Here is a 3,429-nt window from a genome sequence, read left to right as displayed (position 1 = left end):
CTCGCGAAGGGGCCATGACATTCAGCATTGACGTTGAATGTCAGACCGCTTTCGCGAGCAGGCTCGCTCCCACAATGGATTGCCAGTGCCTGCTGCCCGGTGAAACTGGGGCTTAGTATATCGATCAGGCCCAACAACCGCCGGGCCTTGCTCGCAATTATTGCTAAAAGTTACTCCAATGCCTTCCAGATATCCGTGGCGTACTCGCGAATGGTCCGGTCGGACGAGAACCAGCCCATCCGGGAAGTATTCAACACCGCCGAACGCCACCAGGCTTGCGAATCGTGCCAATGGGCTTCCACGCGCATCTGCGCATCCCAATAGGAATCGAAATCAGCGCAGACCAGGAAGCGGTCGTAATCGATCAGCGAGTCGATCAACCCGGTGTAACGGGCCGGATCATCCGGCGAGAACACCCCGCCGCGAATCGCTTGCAGCACGTCATTCAAACGGTGTGATGCGGCAATATCCGGAGTCGCATTGAACTCATGGTTCTGCTTGCGCGCCTCAACCTGCTGGGCACTGAGACCGAAGATGAACATGTGCTCGGGGCCGATGAACTCGCACATTTCAACGTTGGCGCCATCGAGGGTGCCGATGGTCAGCGCACCGTTGAGGCCGAACTTCATGTTGCTGGTGCCCGAGGCTTCAAAGCCCGCGGTGGAAATCTGCTCCGACAAATCCGCCGCCGGAATGATGCTTTCCGCCAGGCTGACGTTGTAGTTGGGCAGGAACATCACTTTGAGCAGTCCGCGCACCGTCGGGTCGTTGTTCACCACCCGGGCGATGTCGTTGGTCAACTTGATGATCAGCTTGGCCTGGTGATAACTGGCCGCCGCCTTGCCGGCGAAGATCTTCACCCGCGGCACCCAGTCGATTTCCGGCTCGGCGCGAATCGCCTGGTACAACGCCACGGTGTGCATCAGGTTGAGTAACTGGCGTTTGTATTCGTGGATCCGCTTGACCTGCACATCGAACATGGCCGCCGGGTTGACCGCGATCCCCAGTCGTTCATGAATCAGGTACGCCAGGGCTTTTTTGCTGTGCAGCCGCTGCTCGGCGAAGGCTTTGCGGAACGCAGCTTTCTCGGCAAACGGCTCCAGTTCCTTCAGGCGTGCTTCAGCGTTGTCCAACAGGTCCGGGCCGAGGGCGTCGACCATCATCGACGTCAGCTCGGGGTTGGCCTGGTAGAGCCAGCGGCGGAAGGTGATGCCGTTGGTCTTGTTGTTGATCCGCTCCGGATAGAGCTTGTGCAGTTCGGAGAACACGGTTTTGCGCATCAGTTGCGTGTGCAGCGCGGACACACCGTTGACGCTGTGGGATCCGAGGAACGCCAGGTTGCCCATGCGCACTCGGCGGCCGTTGTCTTCCTCGATCAGCGACACCGCGCGCAGCACGTCGAAGTCGTGAATGCCTTTGGCGCGCAACGAGTCAATGTGCTGGGCGTTGATCTGGTAAATGATCTGCATGTGCCGCGGCAGCATCCGCTCCATCAAACCGACCGGCCAGGTTTCCAGCGCCTCCGGCAACAGCGTGTGGTTGGTGTACGAGAGCGTGTCGACGGTGACCTGCCATGCGGCATCCCACGCCACGTCGTAGACGTCGACGAGCTGACGCATCAGTTCGGCCACGGCGATTGACGGGTGCGTGTCGTTGAGCTGGATCGCCGCGTGGTCGCCCAGGGTCAGGACCGAGGTGTGCATGTTGCGATGGCGGCGCAGCAAGTCCTGCAAGGACGCGGCGACAAAGAAGTATTCCTGGCGCAGGCGCAGTTCCTGGCCGGCTTCGGTGCTGTCCGCCGGGTAGAGCACGCGGGAGATGCTTTCTGCCCGGGCGACTTCGGCCACAGCGCCCAAGTGGTCACCGGCGTTGAAGCGCTCCAGGTGCAAATCTTCCATGGCGCGGGCACGCCACAGGCGCAGCGTATTGACGCTCGCCCCGCGCCAGCCGACCACCGGCGTGTCGTAGGCAATGGCCCGCACGGTTTCCGCCGGGGACCAGACTTGCTTGGACTTGCCGTTTTCATCGGTGACGGTTTCGACACTGCCGCCGAAGCCGATCGGGTACACGACTTCAGGCCGTTCAAATTCCCACGGGTTACCGAAGTCCAGCCAGTGTTCGGTTTGCTCCTGCTGCCAGCCGTCGACGATGGCCTGGCGGAACAAGCCGTGTTCATAACGAATACCGTAGCCGTGGCCAGCGATGCCGAGGGTCGACATGCTTTCCATGAAGCACGCTGCCAGACGACCGAGGCCGCCGTTGCCCAGCGCCGCGTCGGGCTCCAGCAGGCGGATACGTTCCAGGTCGACGCCGAGTTCGGTCAGCGCTTCGCGGGCGACGTCGAGCAAGCCAAGGTTGCTCAGGCTGTCGTAGAGCAGCCGGCCGATGAGAAATTCCAGGGAGAGGTAGTAAACCCGTTTCTGACCTTTGCGGTAGATCTGCCGGGTGTGATCCATCCAGTGCTCGACCATGTGATCGCGCGCTGCCAACGCAATGGCTTCGAACCAGTCGTGGTCGAAGGCGTGATCCGGGTCTTTGCCCACCGCGTAGGTGAGTTTGGTCAAGACGGCATCGCGAAATGCGGCCACCTCTGCTTCGCGAACAAGTGGTTCTTGAGTCATCGATAGGACCTCGAGCGAGCGTGGAGTTGTTGAGCCTAGACGGTCTGACAGGCCGTTGGGACTCTGGTTCGGCAGTTTTTCCTGATAGTGCGAGATAGGGCGGCATTACATTGTCATGTGCCTGAATCAATGCAGGGGCCGTGCCGGATTAACGGTGTTATTTGAGCGAAGGAGAAAAAATCTGGCGAAAGGTTGTTCAAAAATCCACCAGTCCCGGTATGATCGCGCGCCCTGATGCACACGCTGGTAACAACCGATGATGAAGTCCAACCTGATCGCCGCTGCGGAGATCGATCGCCTCGATACCTGGGCCAAATATTCTGCACCGATGTGCGGCTCGTGTGTATCCAGCTGCTGCACGCTGCCGGTCGAGGTCAAGATCAAGGACCTTATCCGCATCGGCATCGTCGACGAGTTCGAGCGCGGCGAGCCGCCAAAGAACATTGCCAAGCGCTTGCAGAAGGAAGGGATCGTCGAGCGTTACAACCAGAAGTCCGAGATCTTCACCCTCCAGCGCATGAGCAACAACGATTGCCTGTACCTGGATCGTAAGAGCCGTCTGTGCACTATTTATGAAAAGCGCCCGGACACTTGCCGCAATCACCCGAAAATCGGGCCACGGCCGGGGTATTGCGCATACAAGCCTAAAGAAGTGGTGCGCGAGAGCAGCGCCAGCCGTAGGACGCTTGAGAAGTTCTGATCCGCAATCACGCTGCCGGATAGATCGCCTTCGCGGGCAAGCCTCGCTCCTACAGGTCATGCGCCGTTCTTGTGACGCGTGCAAAACCCGTAGGAGCGAGGCTTGCCC

General features: G+C 60.0%; 2 protein-coding genes. One reads left to right on the top strand and one right to left on the bottom strand.

Annotation, left to right across the window (positions count from 1 at the left end; genetic code table 11):
* Positions 1-170 precede the first annotated feature (170 nt).
* Positions 171-2,621, bottom strand: a complete 2,451-nt coding sequence (locus QMX98_RS33320; protein ID WP_282412024.1) for a glycogen/starch/alpha-glucan phosphorylase — start codon at positions 2,619-2,621, stop codon at positions 171-173.
* A gap of 259 nt (positions 2,622-2,880) precedes the next feature.
* Between QMX98_RS33320 and QMX98_RS33315 the strand changes: the two genes are divergently transcribed.
* On the top strand, positions 2,881-3,321 hold the full coding sequence (locus QMX98_RS33315; RefSeq protein ID WP_102593477.1) for a YkgJ family cysteine cluster protein: 441 nt from the start codon (positions 2,881-2,883) through the stop codon (positions 3,319-3,321).
* Positions 3,322-3,429: the final 108 nt, after the last annotated feature.

Origin of the sequence: Pseudomonas sp. PS02303, assembly GCF_029959925.1 — a bacterium.
Classification (GTDB): Bacteria; Pseudomonadota; Gammaproteobacteria; order Pseudomonadales; family Pseudomonadaceae; genus Aquipseudomonas; species Aquipseudomonas mandelii.
Note: the sequence above shows the minus strand (reverse complement) of the source record. Positions and strands in the feature narration are given on the sequence as shown.

Excerpts from the sequence above, each read along its gene's own strand:
- QMX98_RS33315 (WP_102593477.1), top strand. The coding sequence starts at position 2,881 with ATGAAGTCCAACCTGATCGCCGCTGCGGAGATCGATCGCCTCGATACC.
- QMX98_RS33320 (WP_282412024.1), bottom strand. The coding sequence starts at position 2,621 with ATGACTCAAGAACCACTTGTTCGCGAAGCAGAGGTGGCCGCATTTCGC.